Origin of the sequence: Rossellomorea marisflavi (genome assembly GCF_009806575.1) — a bacterium.
In the GTDB taxonomy this organism is placed as follows: domain Bacteria; phylum Bacillota; class Bacilli; order Bacillales; family Bacillaceae_B; genus Rossellomorea; species Rossellomorea marisflavi_A.
Genome location: NZ_CP047095.1, coordinates 2,291,709 through 2,311,071, shown reverse-complemented (window position 1 = coordinate 2,311,071; position 19,363 = coordinate 2,291,709). Strand labels below are relative to the sequence as shown.

The 19,363-nt window shown below is 46.0% G+C and carries 18 protein-coding genes and 1 riboswitch; of the genes, 11 read left to right on the top strand and 7 right to left on the bottom strand.

What is annotated here, in order from left to right; translation table 11 throughout:
• The first annotated feature begins 37 nt into the window (after window positions 1–37).
• A riboswitch (purine riboswitch) is annotated at window positions 38–137 on the top strand.
• Window positions 138–207: 70 nt separating this feature from the next.
• Both D5E69_RS11955 and D5E69_RS11950 read left to right on the top strand, forming a co-directional pair.
• The gene (locus tag D5E69_RS11955; RefSeq protein WP_159129713.1) at window positions 208–1,380 is read left to right on the top strand and encodes an MFS transporter; all 1,173 of its coding nucleotides are present in this window, start codon (window positions 208–210) and stop codon (window positions 1,378–1,380) included.
• Between the two features lie 105 nt (window positions 1,381–1,485).
• Entirely contained in the window at window positions 1,486–2,529 is a 1,044-nt protein-coding gene (locus D5E69_RS11950; protein WP_159129712.1) for a nitronate monooxygenase, read from the top strand.
• 96 nt (window positions 2,530–2,625) lie between these two features.
• On the opposite strand, the gene D5E69_RS11945 is transcribed toward D5E69_RS11950, so the two are convergent.
• Window positions 2,626–3,420 carry a MurR/RpiR family transcriptional regulator gene (locus tag D5E69_RS11945; protein ID WP_159129711.1) on the bottom strand — a complete coding sequence of 265 codons (795 nt, stop codon included), beginning with the start codon at window positions 3,418–3,420 and terminating at the stop codon, window positions 2,626–2,628.
• Between the two features lie 157 nt (window positions 3,421–3,577).
• Here D5E69_RS11945 and D5E69_RS11940 point away from each other — a divergent pair, with 157 nt between their 5' ends.
• The 4 genes from D5E69_RS11940 (at window position 3,578) to D5E69_RS11925 (ending at window position 7,857) form a co-directional block, all read left to right on the top strand.
• A complete protein-coding gene (locus tag D5E69_RS11940; protein ID WP_159129710.1) occupies window positions 3,578–4,903 on the top strand; it encodes a 6-phospho-alpha-glucosidase in 1,326 nt (441 codons plus the stop codon).
• A gap of 45 nt (window positions 4,904–4,948) precedes the next feature.
• Window positions 4,949–6,523 carry a PTS transporter subunit EIIC gene (locus D5E69_RS11935; RefSeq protein WP_159129709.1) on the top strand — a complete coding sequence of 525 codons (1,575 nt, stop codon included), beginning with the start codon at window positions 4,949–4,951 and terminating at the stop codon, window positions 6,521–6,523.
• 117 nt (window positions 6,524–6,640) lie between these two features.
• A complete protein-coding gene (locus D5E69_RS11930; RefSeq protein WP_159129708.1) occupies window positions 6,641–7,201 on the top strand; it encodes an AAA family ATPase in 561 nt (186 codons plus the stop codon).
• A gap of 191 nt (window positions 7,202–7,392) precedes the next feature.
• Window positions 7,393–7,857, top strand: coding sequence for a hypothetical protein (locus tag D5E69_RS11925; protein WP_159129707.1), 465 nt, complete (start codon window positions 7,393–7,395; stop codon window positions 7,855–7,857).
• Between the two features lie 33 nt (window positions 7,858–7,890).
• Here the strand turns inward: D5E69_RS11925 and D5E69_RS11920 are convergent, their stop codons facing one another.
• Window positions 7,891–8,760, bottom strand: coding sequence for a Cof-type HAD-IIB family hydrolase (locus D5E69_RS11920; RefSeq protein WP_159129706.1), 870 nt, complete (start codon window positions 8,758–8,760; stop codon window positions 7,891–7,893).
• Between the two features lie 195 nt (window positions 8,761–8,955).
• Between D5E69_RS11920 and D5E69_RS11915 the strand changes: the two genes are divergently transcribed.
• The 4 genes from D5E69_RS11915 to D5E69_RS11900 all read left to right on the top strand — a co-directional run bounded on the left by D5E69_RS11915 (window position 8,956) and on the right by D5E69_RS11900 (window position 12,233).
• Window positions 8,956–9,591 carry an NB-ARC domain-containing protein gene (locus tag D5E69_RS11915; RefSeq protein ID WP_159129705.1) on the top strand — a complete coding sequence of 212 codons (636 nt, stop codon included), beginning with the start codon at window positions 8,956–8,958 and terminating at the stop codon, window positions 9,589–9,591.
• Window positions 9,579–10,499, top strand: a complete 921-nt coding sequence (locus D5E69_RS11910; protein ID WP_048003694.1) for a Gfo/Idh/MocA family protein — start codon at window positions 9,579–9,581, stop codon at window positions 10,497–10,499. The genes D5E69_RS11915 and D5E69_RS11910 overlap by 13 nt, the downstream gene beginning before the upstream one ends.
• A 66-nt stretch (window positions 10,500–10,565) precedes the next feature.
• Window positions 10,566–11,528 carry a helix-turn-helix transcriptional regulator gene (locus D5E69_RS11905; protein WP_048003693.1) on the top strand — a complete coding sequence of 321 codons (963 nt, stop codon included), beginning with the start codon at window positions 10,566–10,568 and terminating at the stop codon, window positions 11,526–11,528.
• A gap of 75 nt (window positions 11,529–11,603) precedes the next feature.
• Window positions 11,604–12,233 carry a type 1 glutamine amidotransferase family protein gene (locus D5E69_RS11900; RefSeq protein WP_159129704.1) on the top strand — a complete coding sequence of 210 codons (630 nt, stop codon included), beginning with the start codon at window positions 11,604–11,606 and terminating at the stop codon, window positions 12,231–12,233.
• A 178-nt stretch (window positions 12,234–12,411) separates the two neighbouring features.
• Here the strand turns inward: D5E69_RS11900 and D5E69_RS11895 are convergent, their stop codons facing one another.
• The 5 genes from D5E69_RS11895 to D5E69_RS11875 form a co-directional block, all read right to left on the bottom strand.
• Window positions 12,412–13,140, bottom strand: a complete 729-nt coding sequence (locus tag D5E69_RS11895; RefSeq protein ID WP_159129703.1) for a polysaccharide deacetylase family protein — start codon at window positions 13,138–13,140, stop codon at window positions 12,412–12,414.
• A 91-nt stretch (window positions 13,141–13,231) separates the two neighbouring features.
• Window positions 13,232–14,032, bottom strand: a complete 801-nt coding sequence (locus D5E69_RS11890) for an alpha/beta hydrolase (RefSeq protein ID WP_159129702.1) — start codon at window positions 14,030–14,032, stop codon at window positions 13,232–13,234.
• A 109-nt stretch (window positions 14,033–14,141) separates the two neighbouring features.
• Window positions 14,142–16,355, bottom strand: a complete 2,214-nt coding sequence (katG, locus tag D5E69_RS11885) for a catalase/peroxidase HPI (protein WP_048003690.1) — start codon at window positions 16,353–16,355, stop codon at window positions 14,142–14,144.
• 270 nt (window positions 16,356–16,625) lie between these two features.
• Entirely contained in the window at window positions 16,626–17,474 is an 849-nt protein-coding gene (locus D5E69_RS11880) for a hypothetical protein (RefSeq protein WP_159129701.1), read from the bottom strand.
• The gene (locus tag D5E69_RS11875; protein WP_159129700.1) at window positions 17,467–18,381 is read right to left on the bottom strand and encodes a WD40/YVTN/BNR-like repeat-containing protein; all 915 of its coding nucleotides are present in this window, start codon (window positions 18,379–18,381) and stop codon (window positions 17,467–17,469) included. Before D5E69_RS11875 ends, D5E69_RS11880 begins: the two co-directional genes overlap by 8 nt.
• Before the next feature lie 342 nt (window positions 18,382–18,723).
• On the opposite strand from D5E69_RS11875, the gene D5E69_RS11870 reads away from it, so the two are divergent.
• On the top strand, window positions 18,724–19,350 hold the full coding sequence (locus D5E69_RS11870) for a nitroreductase family protein (protein ID WP_048003687.1): 627 nt from the start codon (window positions 18,724–18,726) through the stop codon (window positions 19,348–19,350).
• Window positions 19,351–19,363 lie beyond the last annotated feature (13 nt).

Genomic DNA, 19,363 nt, shown 5'->3' with positions numbered 1-19,363 from the left:
ACCATGTGTTGAAAGAGTGGAAGGAGTATGCTACTATATCCTTGGAAAATAAATATGTTGTATAACCTCAATAATATGGTTTGAGGGTCTCTACCAGGAACCGATAAATCCTGATTACAAAATTCTTTGCCTTTCATTTTGTAATCAGGATTTTTTGTGCTGTCATTTTCTGTGCAAAATGGAAGGCGTACAGAAAGGTGAAGGAATATGAACTGGAGAGTTTATGTATTGGCTGCATCCACATTTGCAGTCGGATTGGTCGAATTGATTGTTGGAGGGATTCTTCCGAATATAGCGGAGGGACTCGATATATCTTTAGGAAAAGCAGGTCAGCTCATTACGGTATTTGCACTGGCCTACGCCATTTCAGCCCCGTTATTGCTGTCCTTGACGGCCAAGGTGGAGAGAAAGAAGCTATACCTTATGGCACTTTCAGTCTTTACCGTGGGAAATATCATAACGTTTTTCAGCACTGATTTCACTTTGGTCATCATCGCTCGCATCATTACAGCCATGAGTACGGCTCTCGTGGTGGTCCTGTCCTTGACGATTGCTGCCAAGCTTGTGGATCCAAGTCATCGGGCAAAGGCATTGGGTCTTGTTTTTGTCGGAATCAGCTCCTCCCTGGTCCTCGGTGTGCCAATCGGGATTTTCATGACGGAGACGTTGGGTTGGCGTTCGACTTTCTTCGGCATCGCTGTCCTTTCAGCCATCTCCATTATGCTTAACGCGTTTCTTCTGGAGAAGATGCCTGTCGAAAAGGTGACGCCACTGAAAGAACAATTCAAAGCGATCCTGCATCCTAAGGTATTCTCGGGACATCTTATCAGCTTATTCATGCTGGCGGGGCACTATATGTTTTATGCCTATTTTACCCCCTATCTGATTGAGACATTTGATAGTTCACCAAAGGCCATCTCGATATTTTATCTGCTGATCGGACTTGCCTCCGTATGCGGGAATTGGGTGGGGGGCTGGCTGAGCGACCGCATCGGGTCAAAGTCCATTTTCCTTGTAACGGTCCTGTTTGCCCTTGTCCTGTTTGCGATTCCGTTCACTACAGGGTTCATGCCGCTTTTCGTCGTCATGACCATCCTATGGGGAGGCCTCAGCTGGGCCCTTACTCCGGCACTGCAAAATTATCTGATCCAAACCGCACCTGAAACGTCAGATATTCAGCAAAGCATTAATACGTCTGCCCTGCAGGTGGGGATATCCCTCGGATCGGCCATCGGGGGAACCGTGGTCTCCATGACAGGGGATATCTCCCACCTGGCGAGCTTGGGTGCCATTTTGGTCTTGTTTGCTGTAATAAGTGCCGCCGTATCATTGAAGCGGCCACCACTGGGACAATCTCATAGGGCTAAAAAGGTCAGTTAATAGGAAAACCTGCACAATATGTGCAGGTTTTCTTGCTAATTAAAGGAGGTTGTCGTCACCGGGGAGAAGTGGTAAGTAGGTGGATAAATAAAGGAGTGTTTCGTCATGAATCGATTGATGCACATGCTGCAAGTTGAAAAACCAATCATACAGGCCCCTATGGCCGGAGAGATCACCACTATAGAATTGGTGAAGGCTTCCATGAATGAGGGGATCCTTGGTAGCCTTGCATCGGGATACCTTTCTCCCGGGGTACTGGAAGAACAGATCCTTGCTGTATCCAGACATTCCAGGCATCCCTTTCAAGTGAATCTGTTTGTTCCCCATGAGGGGGCACCACCTACCTTTATGCACGTGGAGAAGTGGAAAGAAAGAATACCTTATTCCGAAGAAGCCGAACCTTTCACAACATTGGATGAGCAGTGGGATGACTTTAACCGTAAGGTAGATCTGATCATTAAGCATCACGTGCCGATGTGTTCCTTCACATTTCACGTCCCTCCTGAGAAGATAGTGAAACAATTGAAGCAAGCAGGATGCCTATTGATGGGAACGGCATCTACCCCTGAAGAAGCCATCCTGATGGAGGAAGCGGGAATGGATATGGTATGCGTACAAGGGAGTGAAGCAGGTGGCCATCGAGCGTCCTTTTTGGAAACAGATGGAGACTCTTCCATCGGCCTCATGTCATTGATCCCGGAAACCGTGGATGCCGTCTCGATACCGGTGATAGCGGCAGGAGGAATTAAGGACCGGCGTGCTGTTGAAGCAGCATTCATTCTGGGGGCATGTGGAGTGCAGGTCGGGACCCCATTCCTACTGTGCAAAGAAAGTGGTACTCCTCTTCCTCATAGGCAGAGAATCATGGAAGCACATTCGACAGATACACGCATAACCTCCCTTTTCTCTGGTAAACAGGCACGCGGGATCGTTAATAGATGGATGCTGGATCAAGAAAAATACGAGAAGTCGAGTTTACCTTATCCCTATCAGAATACCCTTACAAAGCCTATGAGAAAAGTCGCTTCCGAATCATGTGACCCCTCTTTCATGTCGTTATGGGCGGGTCAGGGAATCGGTTCAATGAAAAGCAACACCACAGTGAGGGAAGTCGTCTATTCGCTATGGGATCATGAAATAAAACGTTGAGGTGCACATTGAATATGAATAGGATTGATATGGTCATACAAAAACAGTAGGTTGTATTGGACAATGTCCCCGCTTCGATTAGGCAGGGGCATTTTTTTATTTTTTGCCTTGCGATGCCGAATACATCATGTAAAGGGTATTGATTAATACTTGAAGATTGATTTCTTCTATCAATGGAGATTTAAATGCCTCCAGTTTTTCGGTGCTCGTTCGTAGAATAACATCTGCCATCTGTGCAAGGTGACCAGCGGAATTCCCCGTTAATGCAATGATGGGGATCTTTTTTTTCTTGAGTACCTTCGTCAGCTTGACGATGAATCGCGTATCTCCGGAAAAGGATATGACGATAGCTGTATCATCGGGTTGAAGAGATTCAGCCTCGATGAGCTGATTTTCGTGATTGCCGTAGGATGCTGTATACTTCCCCAAGCGCATGAATTTGATCTGTGCATTTCTTGCAATGACGTTAGAGAATGTCACCCCGAAAAAGCTGAGTTTCTCTGCTTTTGTGATCAGCTCTACAGCATCCTGAAGTGCCTGTTCATTCAATAATGCTTCTGTTTCCTCTAAAGATGATGTCAACTCCTCGAAATAGGTACGGACTGCCTCCAGGCTGGAAGGAAGTGAGCGAGATTGAATTTCATTCCGATTGAAGTCGATGAATTCTGATGCTTGCTCCTTCAATTCCTTAAACGTAATATTTTCAAATTTACGACAAAAACGTGACACGGTAGCCGGTGAGAGATGACAGGCTGACGCAAGCTGGTAGATTGTCATGGAGGGAATGGCAGAGAGATTCCTCAGGATATATTCCGCAATCGTATGGTCAGAAGTTGAATGGTCGCTTGACGATTCAAGGAAATTCTGAAGCTTGGCAAAGAAGTTATACATCGAAAAACCCCTTTTAGTTGTATCTTCCCAATTTTAAAAGGCTGTGACAAGACATACGCTCAAAAGTTTCATTTTATGAAACTTTGTTAGAAAGCGTTTCCTTCATTGATAGGATAGAGTCAAGAAGACGATAACCTAAATGGAGGGGAATAGCATCATGAAAAAATTCCATGTATTGATCGTTGGTGGGGGAAGCACATGGACACCCGGTCTATTAAAGAGTCTCTGTGTAAGGAAAGAAACGTTTCCCATTGATCATCTCACTATGGTGGATGTGGATGAGAAACGACAGGAAGTGATCGGTGAATTTGCCAAAGTATTATTCAAGGAAGAATACTCTGACCTGCAATTTACGTATACAACCGATCTAGAAGAAGCCTATGAGCAGCCATTAGATTTTGTATTTGTTCAAATGCGGACCGGTGGATATGCCATGAGGGAAAAAGATGAGAAAATTCCACTTGGTATGGGGTTGATTGGACAAGAAACATGCGGACCAGGAGGTTTTTCTTATGGGATGCGCTCGATTGGGGATATGGTGAAACTGGTTGAACATGTTCGCGCCACGAATAAGGATGCATGGATTTTGAATTACACAAATCCTGCAGCCATTGTTGCCGATGCATTGAAGAGAATCTATCCAGATGATGATCGTATTCTTAACATCTGTGATCAACCTGAGAACCTATTGCGTTCTTATGGAAGGCTATTGAACCGTGATCCACGTTCATTCGACCCTGTATACTTCGGCCTTAACCATTTCGGTTGGTTCACCCATCTCTATGATGAATCCGGTCATGATCTGCTTCCGGAACTGAGACAGCTTATATTGGACGGCGGCTTTCGCCCTGTAGACTATGAGCAGAGGGATCAATCGTGGCTTGATACCTATGCTATGGTGGAACAGATTGTCAGGGATTTTCCGGATTATCTTCCTAATACCTATCTTCAATATTATCTCTATCCGGACAAAGTATTGGAGAAGCTGGACCCTTCCCACACGAGAGCGAATGAAGTCATGAACGGACGGGAAAAACGTGTGTTTGATGCGTGCAGGGAAGTTGCAACCAATCAGTCGACAGCAGGCTCAACGGTTGTTCATAACGATGCTCACGGAGAATTCATCCTGATTGTGGCTGAATCAATCGCATACAATCGCGGAGACCATTTTATTGTCATGGTCAAAAATGAGGGGTTGATCTCAAATCTTCCTGATGATGCCATGGTGGAAGTCACGGCAAGTTTGACAGCCAACGGGCCCCGCCCCTATGCTGTCGGTGAGATTCCGGTGTTTTATAAGGGGTTGATCGAGGCCCAATATGCGTATGAGCGTTTAACGGTGGAAGCCTATTTGGAGAATTCCTATAGTAAAGCCCTTCAGGCATTGACGTTGAACCGTACCGTTGTATCCGCCAGGAAGGCGAGGGAAGTGCTGGACGAACTGATTGAAGCAAATAAAGACTTTTGGCCGGAACTAAGGTAAGGAGCGTTTAGAAAATAGAACGCTTGCTTAAAGGGAGAGGTTTATATGAAAAACAGATTCAGCTTTGATTTCTTTCAACGAGTAGGGAAAACCTTCATGGTGGTCATATCCCTGCTTCCGGCCGCAGGCTTGCTCTTAGGGATTGGGACAACACTCCAATCCCCCTACTTTATCGAGTATTTTCCTTTTCTTGAAGCAAGTGGGTGGCAAACTTTTGGAGAACTCATGAGGGGGGCAGGTAAAGTCATTTTCTCCAATCTGGGCGTCCTTTTTGCCATCGGGATCGCAGGAAGCTGGACAGGTGGTAAAGCAGCTGCCGGGTTATCAGCTTTCGTCGGTTATCTTGTCATGCATACAGTCATTGGAATTGTAGCGGGTGTCACAACGGAAAATGTGTCTGAACCCGGTCATGTAATGGAGCTAGGGATCCCAACCCTTCAAATCGGAGTATTCGGAGGCATCATCATTGGGTTCATAGCTGCTGCTCTTTATGAGCGTTTTCATGATTTTTCGTTACCTGAAGTACTATCGTTTTTTGGTGGATCTCGTTTCGTTCCGATTGTTACAGCTGGGGCGTCCATCGGTGTTGCGCTGATTTTTGCCTTTGTATGGCCCCACGTCCAAGGGGGAATCTTCTGGGTCGGGAATCAACTGGCCGGTGAGAATACCCCCCCGTTTTACCTGTTTATATATGGTTTAGTGGAACGTGCCCTCATCCCATTCGGTCTTCACCACATCTTCTATATACCGATCAGATTTTCAGAGGTCGGAGGGACTTATATGACGCTTGCCGGACAGACGGTTTCAGGAGATACCGCGATGTACATGGCTCAGCTTGCTGATCGGCAGATGGATGGATCAGTTGAAATTACGGCGGGGCGTTTCATGGCTGGTAAGTTTCCGTTTGTTTTATTCGGACTTCCTGCAATCGCCCTTGCAATGTATCACTGTGCGAAACCACAAAACAAGAAAGCGGTCGGTGGGTTGCTTCTTACTGCTGCGTTGACTGCTTTCTTAACAGGGATTACGGAACCCCTTGAGTTCACGTTCCTATTCGCTGCACCGATCCTGTACATTTTTCACTGTCTGATGGCTGGACTCTCGTTTATGCTAATGTATTTGTTGGATGTGAATATTGGATATGCAGGCGGATCTGGATTTATTGATTTTACTCTATTCGGGATCTTGCCTGGTGTCGGAGAACCTTGGTGGTATGTACCATTAATAGGGGCGTGCATGTTCATTGTGTATTATAGTGTCTTTCGGTTTGCCATCAACAAATGGAATCTCCAGACACCCGGACGGGGTGGAGAAAGATCCAATCAGTTAGTGACCAAAGATGAATATAAAAAGAGAAAAAGCGGAGGTAATACTGATCAGGCTGTGAATGTGCTTGAGGCACTTGGTGGAAAAGAAAACATTCGCCACCTGGATGCTTGTATAACCAGATTACGTGTCGGCGTCGTGGATAAAGGAAAAGTAAATCATGAAGCATTGAAAGGAGAGGGAGCGAAGGGGGTATTAGAAGTGGGGAACGGTGTGCAGGCAATCTACGGGCCGAAGGCGGAAATCCTGAAAAATCAAATCCTCGAGATCTTAGAAGTGAAAAAAGCTGAATAAGGTTGTGTCGCTCCTTATATAAGGGGCGGCTTTTTTTATCAAATCCGCTTTTTTTGAAGCGTTTTGTGGTAAAGTTAACAGAAAAGTCTGGATGTAAAGAAGGAGAATCAGAAATCCATGAAACTTGTAATCATCGTAGGCCCCCAGGCAGTCGGTAAGATGACAGTCGGGCAGGAACTAGCAAAGATCACTGATTTGAAGTTGTTCCATAATCATATGACCATTGATCTTGTAGGAAATTTCTTTGATTATGGAAGTTCGGAAGGAAAGCGGCTTGTCAAATTATTCCGGCATGAGCTTTTTGACGCCATCTCCAAAAGTGATTTGGATGGATTGATTTTTACATTCGTGTGGGCATTTGATATGAAGGAAGATTGGGACTACATAGAGAGCATCACCAAAATGTTCCAATCTCGGGGATGCTCCGTATTCTATGTGGAGCTGGAAGCAGGGGTCCAAGAACGATTGAAACGGAATAAAAGTGAAAACAGGCTCAATCACAAACCATCGAAGAGGGATGTTGATTGGTCAGAAACTGACCTGTTGGATTCCATGACTGCCTATCGATTGAATTCCTTTGAAGGAGAACTGAGCGGGGACAATTATGTACGCATTGATAACTCCGCGTTGAGTGCAGGAGAGACGGCTGAAATGATAAAGCATCGTTTTGACCTGTAGTTTCATATCATGTTAAGAGATGAGGATATCTTAATCAAGTGAGGTACGATCCATCATTCATGACCAGTTCAGGATCAAATGCTCGTGGATGATGTGGAGGAAAGCGAAAGGGTGATCAAATGAATGGCCAACGATTCAGGCTTCTGTTTGTTGGGAGCCTTTTACTTCTAACCATCCTACCGTTAACCCTGATGACCATTCATCAAAACGGAGAGAAGAAGGATTCCTTCCTGGAATTCGCACGATCCTATGCCTCTCTGGATCGTGAGGTTGTCAAGGCTGTTGAAGAATATCGGATGGTGGAGGGGACGGAGGATGCCAACGATGCGGCATCCGGTGCAGGTGCGGCGGCAAGCGAAGGGATATCAGCCATGTGGGAACTTGATGCACCTGAGAATCTCCCGGTCGATGTGAAAGATCAACTGCAGCATGCACTGAGCTCCATAAGGGATTCTTACCATTCAATCAAATTCGAAATGGACACTGTGCATCATCTGGTGGAAGATCCCGACATTTCCTTCCTTGAAACGCAGGCTCAGTATTTTGGGTATGTTGCAGATAGAGAACGTAGAGAATCGAGGGAATCCATGATCAAAGCGGGAGACAGCCTTGGATTTTCCAGAGAAGACATGATGAAGATTATCGGGGAACAATAAAAGATCAGAGAAAGTCTCTGATCTTTTTATGCATTATGGATGTGTGACGGTCTTTTCTACGAATCTTGCCAGATAATCACTGACTCCATTTTCATCACAGGTTAGAGTCGTGACCTCATCTACAACATCCTTGATATGATCTTTGGCATTATGCATGGCAACGGAATGGGTCACAAAGTCAAACATCTGAAGATCATTGTCGCTGTCACCGATGGCAAGGGTGTCTTCGTTTTTCAATCCGAAATGTTCGAGCATTTCACTGATTCCAGATGCCTTATTGACCTCCGCCACCATCAGTTCAAGGTTGTGATTGGATGACTTCGAAAGGGTGAAGTCTGTGTCCTTTTTCATTTCGTTTAGGACATCTCCCCATTTTTGAATCTTTTCCTGCGTACGTGCAAAGAAATAAAATTTGGAGAATCCCTTCCCTTGCAGATGGTCATTGAAGGATATCTCTTCATTGACGGCTTTCTTGCGCGATAGCCATTCATTTTCCTCTACTCCATCCGGTTTCGGATCCGCTACTTCCTTGAGTACATACGCCTGATCCTGCTTCAATGTAATACGGGGGGCACCATATGGGAACACCTCATAATAGATCTCATGCTTCCTTGCTTGCGCAATAACATGTTCCACAAGATCGAGTGATAGGGAATGCTCGAATACCGGTTTATCGTCCACATAGCCGGCCATTCCGTTGGATGTGATGAAACCGTCTACTTTGAATCCTTCCGGCAGCATGGCTTCAATCTCATCGTAGGCTCTTCCTGTAGCGATGAACACAAAAATCCCTTGAGCCCTTAACGCATCAATGGTTTCCTTCGTCTGGACACTCACTTTATTTTGTGAACTCAAAATGGTCCCATCCATATCCAAAAAGATGGTTTTCGGTTTGATTGACATACTAATTCCTCCCGTAATCTTGTAAATTAAACCTGTTTCTACTCAATATATAGGAAACGTAAATACTATTCAAAGATAATGAATGTTCTCTATCATTGTAACCGAACTTCCTGCTGATTGCAGTGAATGAAAAGATTTTTTCCAGATTGATTGTCATCTGTTATAAAATGATAGAGATTGAAAGGGGAACGCATCATGCTCAATGAGTGGATTCAATCGTTGATGAAGCGACACTCCCATGACCGTACGATTATCGGAATCGATGGATTGGGTGGATCTGGGAAAACCACTTTGGCACAATGCATTCAACGTGACCTGCTTGACGGTTCACGACAGACGGTCCTCATCCATCTTGATGATCATATCATGCCGTCAAGCAACCGTTATGGTACCGGCATGCCTCAGTGGCGGGAGTATTATGAGCTACAATGGGATGTCATTGGCCTAAAGAGTACCTTATTTGATTTTCTCACATCACCACATCTTCTTTTCCACGTTCCGTTTTACGATAAACATACGGATAGGATCATCCAAAAACAGTTGGATGTACAGGAAGATGCAGTGGTGCTGGTCGAAGGCGTTTTCCTTCAACGGCCCGAATGGATCGGGTATTTCGATGCGGTCATTTTTGTGGACTGTCCATTTCCCATCAGAAAGCGCCGAGTGATCAGTCGTGACGGGTATTTAGGGAATGAGAGTGAAATCCTTAAGGCATACCAAAACCGCTATTGGCCGGCAGAAGATTACTATATGGCCACCATGAGGCCGATGGAACATGCAATAATTTACCATATAAACGATGAATGGAGTGAGTTTCCATGCGACGATTGAAAATCGGGATGGTGGGTCTCGGGGGGATTGCCCAGAAAGCGTATCTTCCTCTACTATCCAAGGAAACCGGGTGGGTGTTGGCCGGTATCTATACACCCGACCGAAAGAAGCGTAATCGGATCAGCAGTGAATACCGTCTCCAAGCTTTCAATCATGTTGATCATCTAGCTGAGGAATGCGATGCGGCATTCGTACATAGTTCGACGGATTCACACTATGAAGTGGTGTCAGCACTCATGCAAAAAGGGCTGGACGTGTATGTGGACAAGCCCTTGGCGGCCACAATCGAGCAATCGGAGCGGCTGGTAGACGAGTGTGTGAAGTCAGGAAGGAAACTGATGGTCGGATTCAATAGAAGATTCGCTCCCCTATACGTCCAGGCGAAGGCCATGGCTGGAACTCCTGCCTGGGTGAGATTCGATAAGCACCGCATGGATGATATCGGTCCAGCATCATTTGAATTCACCATGCTCGACGATTATCTTCATCTGGTCGATACGATCCGCTGGCTGAATGACGATGGCAATATGATAGTAAGTGGTGGAGCAATGGTGATCAATGAATCCAATGAATTGGTTCATGCAAAGCACACCTTTCAATCTTCACTTGGTACGCAGTGCTCTACCGGGATGCATCGGAGGGCGGGAACGCAGCGTGAGACGTTGGAGATCATATCGGATGGACGCATCTTGACCGTATCAGATATGAATGTCCTCGAGGTCGAAGAAGGAGGGAGAAGGATGGTCACCAAGCCTTCTTCCTGGGATACCATCCTCAAGCAGCGGGGGTTCGAAGATGCCGTCATGCATTTCATTCAGAGTGTGATGGGGGACACGCCTCCTTGTATTGGAGGAGAGCAGGCACTTGAAAGCCATTATGTGCTGGAAGGGCTACTCAAGGATCATTGATCAATACGAATCAACTGTGAGAAGTCTACAAAACATGAGAAGAGTATCTTAACAAAGGTGGATGACATGTCCAAAATTGATAGTATGTTAGCGATTCTATGGATGCTCCGTTCAGGTGAAAAAGTGACGGCGAAACAAATTTCAGAAAAGTTGGAGATGAATATTAGGACGGTGTATCGTTATATCGATACCATTTCAACAAGTGGTGTACCTATTATTTCAGAACCAGGACCTAACGGTGGATATACCTTATTGAACCATTTTATCGAGGCTCCGCTCTTTTTTGATGTTGAAGAGCAAACGTCACTGTTTCATGCTGCTGTCTTTGCAGAGGAAGCGGGATATTATGGTGGTGAACCACTGAACAGGGCCATTTCAAAACTAAGTAAATACTCAAATCAAGAGCAGGAAAGAATGGTAAACCATCATTTGACCAGTCTTGAAGTCATAAGTCCATTACGCCCGCACTCATTGGAACCGTTTTTGAAAGAGTTGGAGCATGCCGTAGCTGATGGGTACTCAGTAAAAATGATTTATCACAAAAGTAGTGAACAACAAAAACATGAAAGAGTGGTCGACCCATACAAAATGCTCTATTGGAACAATAAATGGTATGTGATCGGATTTTGTCATCATAGAAGTGACCTCCGCAGTTTTCGAGTCGATCGTATTGAACGTGTTTGGTTAACCGAAAAGACTTTTTGCAGACCAGAGGATTTTTCAGCACGTGACTTTTTCATGAAGAATCTCCTTCCGACGATAAAAGAAAAGGAACGGATCACTCGCATGGTTATCAGTGGGAATGAAAATACGCTGAATGATGTGTGCCGACATTGGTTTTTAGGACATTATGTACAGGAAAGGGAATCAAATCAAGCCGTGTTCCTTCTTGAAAAAGACATCGTACATGCATATATCCCCAATGTGCTATTACCGTACGGAAAATCGATTCAAGTTGTTGAGCCTGTAAGTCTGAAAAAAAGACTTGTTGAGGTCTTGTCTGAATTAATAACATTTCATCAAGAATGATGACATCCCTGACAGTAGCTGTCAGGGATGTACCTTTATAATAGGCTATATCAATGGTGATGGGAGTGCTATGGAATGCAGACAAGCGTTTATCTTTATGTATTCAACACAATGTCAGACTGGGAATATGGATATCTGATTGCCGAACTAAACACGGGCCGATACTTCAAAAAAGATACTGGACCTTTAAAAGTAGTGACAGTAGGAGCAACGAAAGAAATGATTACGACGATGGGAGGGCTGTGCATCATACCCGATCTTTCTCTGAATGAGTGCATGGTTGAGAGAGAGGACTTGTTCATTTTACCTGGAGGGACTACTTGGGGAGAAGCCATTCATCAGCCAATACTGAAAAAAATCGGCGAAGCTCTAGAGCTGGGAACGATTGTTGCGGCAATTTGTGGTGCCACTGAAGCTCTTGCTAATATGGGATACCTGGATTCCAGAAAGCACACAGGCAATGACGCAGACTATATGAAAATGGTCTGTCCGAATTATCATGGAGAAAGGCATTATGAGATGGGGCCTGTCGTATCCGATGGTAATCTGGTTACTGCTTCAGGTGTAGCTCCCCTGGAATTTGCGAGGGAGGTTCTGGAAAAAGCAGATGTATTTGCACCGGCTACATTACAGTCATGGTATCAACTAAATAAGACCCAGAAACCTGAACACTTCTTCGGGCTAATGAATTCAATCAAAGCATGAGGTGAAAAGCCAGTCAGCGGATTTTTATCAGCATTCAAAATCCACGCTTTGACATTGTCTAAGCGTGGTTTTGAATGCTTTTTGTGTGTGAACAGTCTGCATTGATCTTTACAGTTAAGGACGAGGGTTGGGTACCTTCAGAACGCTTTATGGCATCTCCTTGAGAGAGGTGCCAATCTCAAAAACCGAATACCGGATCCGTCTCCATCAGCTCCTGTACGGTGACAAACTGATACCCTTTTTCAGTCAAAGCAGATAAAATCGTTTCCAGCGCTTTAACGGTTTCCTTCCGATTCCCACCGGAATCATGGAGGAGGATGATGTCTCCGTTGTGGATATTCTCGAGAACATGGGCTGAAATGGCTTCGCTTGAACGTCCTGCCCAATCTTTCGGATCCTGATGCCATGACCAGAGGATGGGCATTAAATCCATTTCTTTCATCAAACCGAGCACAGGCATGGAAAGTTCGCCTCCAGGCGGCCTGAACAATTTTGGCCTGGTCCCCGGCTGGAACTGTAGTAGAAGTTCTTCCGTAGTGGATATTTCTTTTTCAATATCCCTCAGGGAAAGCGAGCTGAAGTTCGGATGCGTAAAAGAATGATTTCCGATTTCGTGTCCCTCTTTCACTTCCCTTTTTACGAGGTCAGGAAACCGTTCGATCCGCTCGCCTGTGAGGAAAAATGTTGCTTTTGCATCATAGTATTTCAGAATCTGGAGGATCTGCGGAGTATAAACAGGGTGGGGTCCATCATCGAACGTGATCGCCACTTTTTTGAAAGGCATGGGGACTTCCCAGATGACTTCTCCCTTCGGTTCGACCATGCTTCGCTCAACCTGCTGGGCATCTGCCGGAGCCGGAAGCATGATCAAGATCATCATTGACACCATCACTAGCCACTTTCTCATGAAATCATCTGCTTTCAATCGTTTTTCTTAGTATGGCTGAGTGTGGTCAAGGTATTCGGTAAGGAATAAGAATGAAAAGTGGTGCAGGACTTCATGTCCATGCACCACTTTTTTTGCTTTTCAGAAGGCATTCAATCACTTGATCGGGTCTGTCCAAGTGGATTTCATGATCACTGCCCTTGGCAATCACCATCTCGCCCTTTTTCGATAATCGACTTAATTCCTGCTGAAGTTCATGCCATCGTTGCTCATACCGGTAAGCTTCCTCCGCAGGGATGCCATGCTTGATAAAAGGCAGGGCCGATACTTCGGGGGCGCGGGCGATAATGGTGAGGGGTAGATCAGGAAAAGGTCCGGACTTCTTCATGGTCTCACTGCTATGTTCCCAAAGGGAAAATTCATCTGCGACAGTCTGATACAGGAGGGGAGAGGTCAAGAAAGCTTTCATCTCTTCAACAGAATCAGATGGGATCTCGTTTGTGAGCTCAGCTTGAGTTTTGGTACTGCGGACCTTGTTTGCTTCAATCATTTGTTCAAGGGCAATATACGAATTCAACACGGGTGTTCCCAATTCATAAAGTGTCATGAAGTTCTTGGATGTGGAATCGACCAATATGAGATGTTTTACCAGGTGAGGGAACAAGCGAGTGAAATGCTGGGCACATAAACCACCGTAGGAATGGCCCAAAAGGGTAAATGGGACGTTGACCTCCAATGATAGAAGAAGCTCGTGCAGCTCCACTGAAATGGATGTGGTATCCCTGGGTCGTATTGATTCAGGGCTTTTGCCGTATCCTTGGCGGTGATACAACAGAATGCGGTAGTCGCTGGCAAGATGTTCACATAAAGAACGCCACTCATAGTAAGGACATCCGATTCCCGTCTCGATCACGAGGTGATCTTTCCCAGTGCCGATCCATTCATATTCTATTTTAATGGTTGTTCAGCTCCTTTTTGAATGTGATCAAAGAAAAATCCCGCCCCGAGAGGCAGGATGTCGATCATTTTAGATCAAACCGGTCTGCATTCATGACTTTGACCCAAGCCGAGACAAAATCACGAACGAATTTTTCTTTCGTATCGTCTTGCGCATACACTTCGGCGATGGCACGCAGTTCCGAATTGGATCCAAATACGAGATCGAATCGAGAAGCAGTCCATACGATCTCACCTGTATGACGGTCTCGCCCTTCATATTCATTGAAAGCAACACGTTTCCATTCCACTCCCATATCGAGGAGGTTGACGAAGAAGTCCGGCGACAGGCGTCCAGGCTGCTTAGTGAAAAGGCCACTCTTGCTTGACCCATAATTTGCTCCTAGCGAGCGCATTCCTCCGATCAACACAGTCATTTCAGGGGCACTCAATCCAAGCAGCTGCGCTTTGTCAACGAGCATTTCTTCTGGAGAGATGGAGTATTCCTGCTTTTGATAGTTACGGAAACCGTCCGAAACCGGCTCCAGGACGTCGAAGCTCTCTTCATCGGTTTGTTCAGGGGTTGCATCACCACGTCCAGGGGAGAACGGGATCTGTACGTCGAAGCCTCCGTCTTTGGCTGCTTTTTCTACTGCAGCGGTACCACCAAGGACAATCAGGTCGGCGATGCTCACCTTTTTATGGAATGTGCTTTGGATGTCTTCATACACGTTCAACACATTTTGGAGAAGGTCAGGTTCATTCACTTCCCAGTCTTTTTGAGGGGAGAGGCGAATGCGTGCACCGTTGGCTCCGCCGCGCATATCCGAACCCCTGAAGGTGGATGCAGAAGCCCAGGCCGTCTTGACCAGTTCGCTAGTGCTCAATCCTGAAGCCAGAATCTTTGATTTCAGCTCTTCAATCTCTGAATCGGAGAGTTCATAATCCACTGCAGGTACTGGGTCTTGCCAGATTAGCTCCTCACTCGGAACTTCAGGACCAAGATATCTGACTTTGGGACCCATATCCCTGTGAAGGAGCTTGAACCAGGCCCTGGCAAAAGCGTCAGCAAACTCGTCCGGGTTGGAATGGAACCTTCGGGAGATTTTTTCATAGGCGGGATCTTCCCTGAGTGCCATGTCCGCAGTCGTCATCATGGTCTTCACTTTGATCGATGGATTTTCGGCATCGGGTGCCATATGTTCTTCGCCCATATCAACAGGCGTCCATTGATAGGCGCCTGCAGCACTTTTGGTAAGCTCCCACTCATAGCCGAATAAAAGGTCGAAATACCCGTTATCCCACGTTGTCGGATGGGTCGTCCAGGCACCGTCGACTCCGCTTGAAATCGTATCACGGCCCTTGCCGCTTCCGTAGCTGCTGATCCAACCAAGCCCCTGGTTCTCCAGTGTGGAAGCCTCAGGATCATCGCCTACAAGGGAAGGATCTCCTGCACCGTGGGCTTTACCGAATGTATGCCCGCCAGCGACGAGTGCAACCGTCTCTTCATCGTTCATGGCCATCCTGCCGAAGGTATCCCTGATATCCCGGGCACTGCCTTTTGGATCAGGCTTCCCGTTCGGTCCTTCAGGATTGACATAGATGAGTCCCATCTGAACGGCTGCAAGGGGATCTTCCAGTTCACGATCTCCTGAGTAGCGGTTGTCTGCGAGCCACTCTTTCTCCGTGCCCCAATATACATCTTCCTCTGCATGCCAAATGTCTTCCCGGCCACCTGCAAAACCGAACGTCTTCAACCCCATGGATTCTAATGCCACATTACCCGTCAGGACGAGAAGATCCGCCCAAGAGATTTTGTTCCCGTATTTGCGCTTGATCGGCCAAAGTAACCTGCGTGCCTTGTCGAGGTTCACATTATCCGGCCAGCTGTTCAGCGGGGCGAATCGCTGAGAACCCGATGCACCGCCGCCTCGTCCATCCGATGTCCGGTATGTACCTGCCGCGTGCCAGGACATGCGGATGAAGAAGGGACCATAGTGTCCGTAGTCGGCAGGCCACCAGTCCTGGCTGTCAGTCATGAGGGAGTGGAGGTCCTTCTTCAATGCTGCGTAGTCGAGCTTGGCAAATTCCTGCCGATAATCGAAATCTTCTCCATAAGGGTTCGACTTCCGATCGTGCTGACGAAGGACATTCAGATTAAGCTGATTGGGCCACCAGTCCTTATTCGTCGTTCCTCGTGGTGACCTTGACGTCGTTATGGCACTATCCTTGTGGTGGGTGACGGGACATTGCCCCGCTGCGCTATGTTCTTTTTGATCAGGTTTTTGATTGTGATCCATCGACCATTCTCCTTTCAAAATAAGGGGTTGAAGTAGGGGTGAAGACCATACTTTGTGAAAAGTATGAAAATTAGAATGATTCTTAATTAACATTATAAGCCAGCCTGTCCCGGAAAGAAAGCGGTAACTATGAAAGAATGAACATTCCTCATACTGCAGAGATAAACACCCCATAAAGGTGAAAGGAAACTTCACCTTTATGGGGTTAGGAAAAGAGCTATGGCTAATTAGCTTTTCCAAATAAAAAATCATCCATTCATATGCAACGGATCAAGGAAAAGATAAAGTGAGGGGAACCGGTTCATTATTCTCATCCGTTGCCTCGTACAGGTAGATGGAGCCGGCAGGGGGGTCAGGGTCATTCTCGTGGCTGATGAAATCCTCACCGAGGGCGATCGTCCACTGCGCTTCGTCATTCTCAGTCAATACGACTGCCAGGGTACCGAACTGCACGATATTCTCCCATGTATAGCGTTCAACTTCATGATCACGCTGGAGGATAAGACCATCAGTCGTGCTTGTAAGGGTAAGATCTCCCCCTTTCCATGTTCCGGGAAAGGATAATGCCACATTCGTGTAGGAGGACCCTTGACCGCGATCTCCGTAAGTGCCGATGAATTGATGAATGGAACCATCTTCTGAATGGTAGGTTGCTGCGACAATATCATCTTGAATCCATTTTATCTTTGCATCTCCTTTCATTGAAAAAGGGAGCGTTTCCTTCCCTTGGACAAATGGGCCATAATAGGGTCTGTAATAGACGGTCTTACCCGTAAGACGATCTTGTTTCAACACCAAGTATGTCTTCCAGTCCGGTGAGTGGGAAACAAATTCCCTGACATCCTTCATGTGACGGAATAAAAGGACCCCTTGCAAAAGGATGAATATGGTCGCAATCCCCAAAAGAAACGCCTTTCCATTTCTTTTCAAATCCATCAGGAGAAGAAGGGCCACAGTGGCATAGACCACGATAAAAGTGGTGAGGAGATAGAAGAGTCGTTCGTCTGCATATTCAACCCCCCATCTTAAGCGGAGGATCAGGTAAAGTCCTTGGAATAGGAAGAGAATAACCGAAAAGGCAAAACAACACCATCCCATAACCAGCTTACCTTTATTCATCTGCATCCACCTCGTTTTGGAAAGACCAAGAGAGACCATTATCCTTAGATATGAATTTTCCTTTCACTTTCCCCCCTTTGTAATCGCCGCTAGATCCCTGATTTACCAACAGAACCAAGTCAGTCCCTTCTACATAGGGAGTTTCAGCAGTGGTAAAGATGAGATCGTACTCATCAGGTATCTCAATACTCGCTGATACCCAGGATTGTCCCCCATCTTGGGTGACATAAAGGTCGGGTTCTTCTGGATTTAGGATCCCATAAGATAAAAAACCGGTATTCTCGTCAATGAAATTCCCGTCGTACAGCAGGCGATAGTGATCCGGGTGAGACACCTCCGTCCATGTTTCTCCACTGTCATGCGTCATAAATACCTTCGTTGCTTCTGAGGACATGGTCCTCTCGCCGGTATACACTACATAGCCGTCATTTTCATTGAGGAAATCCACTTTCCTGGAGCGGGGAGCTGTCATCCTGCCTATATCTGCATCTTTCCATGTATCTCCCTGGTCAAGGGAATAAAGCAGCTTTACACGTTGATCGTCCGCTCCTTCTACATACAGAAAGGCAGCGCGATCATCAGATAGGAAAAAGCTGTGTTCGATCAGCTCGTTCTCCTGTCCATTGTATTCCCCGGCAAAAAGGGTTTCAATTCCGATAGGTACGCGGGACCAATGCTCTCCGTCATCATAGGTGATTTGGAGCTCACCGGATAGGGCGTAACCAATAGGACCATTTGATCCAATCGGTTGAAGTGTATCGCCGTTTTCTGGAAGCGATTTCTGCTGCTGAGGCGTTTCCATTTTTGATGGCAAGCGGGGAGAGGGAGCTGTTTCGAACAGGTAGGTACCGACTGCGATGCCAATGCCTACTAAGGAGGCAGATCCTCCAATTATGATCTTTTTCATGATTCAGGGCTCCTTTTCCTAGTGTTCAGTTCCCTATTTTACCATCTAAGAAAGAATGTTTGTGTGGTTTGATATGAATCAATGACAGGGGAATACTAAAAGCACCTTTGAAATGTTTGTGAAACACATCACTTGAAATGCAATCCATGATGGTTTATATTAATTGACGTATCAACGATTGAAGGGGAATGATATGAAATATCCTTGAAATCAGGGGAATATTTTCATTTGAGCTCTTCCCTTGCATTGAATGCTTAAATGTTTTATAGTGTTTGATGTATCAATTATTGACCCATCAATCAATTGTGGAATTTACTCTCAACCAAGAAAGGAACATCACACATGAAACCAAATGATTTCAACGATATTGTTTTAAACCGCCGCTCCATCAAGAGGTATGACCCGGAAGTGAAGATCAGTCGTGAAGAAATGGAGCAGATCCTTACGGAAGCTACTCGTGCACCTTCTTCTGTTAACATGCAGCCATGGAGATTCATGGTAGTCGATACTCCGGAAGGAAAAGAAAAGCTGTCTCGTATGGCACGATTCAACAAAGAACAAGTAGACACTTCGGCAGCCGTGGTCGCTGTCTTCGGTGATATGAAAAATATCGAGAACGCCGATGTCATTTATGACAAAGCGGTGGAGCTCGGATATATGCCTCAGGAAATCAAAGATATGCAGCTTGGGAAAATCAAAGCTCATTATGATAACCAACTTGAGAATGATTTACGCGATGTAGTACTGATCGATGCTGGACTTGTCTCCATGCAGCTGATGCTCGTGGCACGCGCTCACGGATACGACACAAATCCGATCGGTGGATATGAAAAAGAGATCATCGCTGAAGAATTCGGACTCGATAAAGATCGCTACGTGCCGATCATGCTCATTTCAATGGGTAAAGCAGCTGATGAAGGGTATCCTTCTTACCGCTTGCCTGTTAATGATGTAACCTTCTGGAAATAAAAATGAGGTGATC

Coding starts and splice junctions, on each gene's coding strand:
- D5E69_RS11935 (WP_159129709.1), top strand. CDS start 4,949: ATGAAAAACAGATTCAGCTTTGATTTCTTTCAACGAGTAGGGAAAACC.
- D5E69_RS11870 (WP_048003687.1), top strand. CDS start 18,724: ATGAAACCAAATGATTTCAACGATATTGTTTTAAACCGCCGCTCCATC.
- D5E69_RS11945 (WP_159129711.1), bottom strand. CDS start 3,420: ATGTATAACTTCTTTGCCAAGCTTCAGAATTTCCTTGAATCGTCAAGC.
- D5E69_RS11925 (WP_159129707.1), top strand. CDS start 7,393: ATGACCATTCATCAAAACGGAGAGAAGAAGGATTCCTTCCTGGAATTC.
- D5E69_RS11880 (WP_159129701.1), bottom strand. CDS start 17,474: ATGAATAAAGGTAAGCTGGTTATGGGATGGTGTTGTTTTGCCTTTTCG.
- D5E69_RS11920 (WP_159129706.1), bottom strand. CDS start 8,760: ATGTCAATCAAACCGAAAACCATCTTTTTGGATATGGATGGGACCATT.
- D5E69_RS11900 (WP_159129704.1), top strand. CDS start 11,604: ATGCAGACAAGCGTTTATCTTTATGTATTCAACACAATGTCAGACTGG.
- D5E69_RS11915 (WP_159129705.1), top strand. CDS start 8,956: ATGCTCAATGAGTGGATTCAATCGTTGATGAAGCGACACTCCCATGAC.
- D5E69_RS11950 (WP_159129712.1), top strand. CDS start 1,486: ATGAATCGATTGATGCACATGCTGCAAGTTGAAAAACCAATCATACAG.
- D5E69_RS11895 (WP_159129703.1), bottom strand. CDS start 13,140: ATGAGAAAGTGGCTAGTGATGGTGTCAATGATGATCTTGATCATGCTT.
- D5E69_RS11875 (WP_159129700.1), bottom strand. CDS start 18,381: ATGAAAAAGATCATAATTGGAGGATCTGCCTCCTTAGTAGGCATTGGC.
- D5E69_RS11955 (WP_159129713.1), top strand. CDS start 208: ATGAACTGGAGAGTTTATGTATTGGCTGCATCCACATTTGCAGTCGGA.
- D5E69_RS11940 (WP_159129710.1), top strand. CDS start 3,578: ATGAAAAAATTCCATGTATTGATCGTTGGTGGGGGAAGCACATGGACA.
- katG (WP_048003690.1), bottom strand. CDS start 16,355: ATGGATCACAATCAAAAACCTGATCAAAAAGAACATAGCGCAGCGGGG.
- D5E69_RS11910 (WP_048003694.1), top strand. CDS start 9,579: ATGCGACGATTGAAAATCGGGATGGTGGGTCTCGGGGGGATTGCCCAG.
- D5E69_RS11905 (WP_048003693.1), top strand. CDS start 10,566: ATGTCCAAAATTGATAGTATGTTAGCGATTCTATGGATGCTCCGTTCA.
- D5E69_RS11930 (WP_159129708.1), top strand. CDS start 6,641: ATGAAACTTGTAATCATCGTAGGCCCCCAGGCAGTCGGTAAGATGACA.